Genomic DNA, 475 nt, shown 5'->3' with positions numbered 1-475 from the left:
TTTGAAACACCCATTCCCACTGGTTTTTCCCATTCACCCGTGCCCCCGTTTCATCACTGCCAACCAGACGTGCACTGCGTAAGCGCTCCACAATCTTGCTCACTGGAGCTTCCAGTTGTGTCTGCACCCGTTGCAAGAGGTTGGCAATCGCTCCTTCTGAGAGCCTCAGACCGTAAAGCTCGCTCATCAACTGACGTAAGCGCCCATAACTGATGGCATGACTGTAGCGCAGATAGGTCACCAGACTTGCGATACTGCTGCCAAAGGGTGAGCCGGGTTCCAAGCCAACCGCAACAGGGGCTTGATACGCCTTCTGGCAACAGGGACACATCCCACCGTAGCGTTCTACTCGCGTAACGTGAGGGGTCACCTGAGGCCATTCAATCCGCTCGTAAATCCCGCTTAAGCGCTGCGTCGATGGGTCTACGTCGACTCCACAGTGGGGACAACGCTTGGCTTGAGCCACCACGACTTG

General features: G+C 56.0%; 1 protein-coding gene. It reads right to left on the bottom strand.

Annotation, left to right across the window (positions count from 1 at the left end; all coding sequences use genetic code 11):
• Nucleotides 1-370 (bottom strand): transposase (locus tag JUJ53_RS00210; protein ID WP_204149995.1); only part of this gene is annotated, 370 nt, incomplete at its 3' end.
• Nucleotides 371-475: the final 105 nt, after the last annotated feature.

It is taken from the genome of Leptolyngbya sp. CCY15150 (genome assembly GCF_016888135.1).
Classification (GTDB): Bacteria; Cyanobacteriota; Cyanobacteriia; order RECH01; family RECH01; genus RECH01.
The sequence above is the reverse complement of the archived record's forward strand: the minus strand, read 5'-3'. Positions and strand labels throughout refer to the sequence as shown.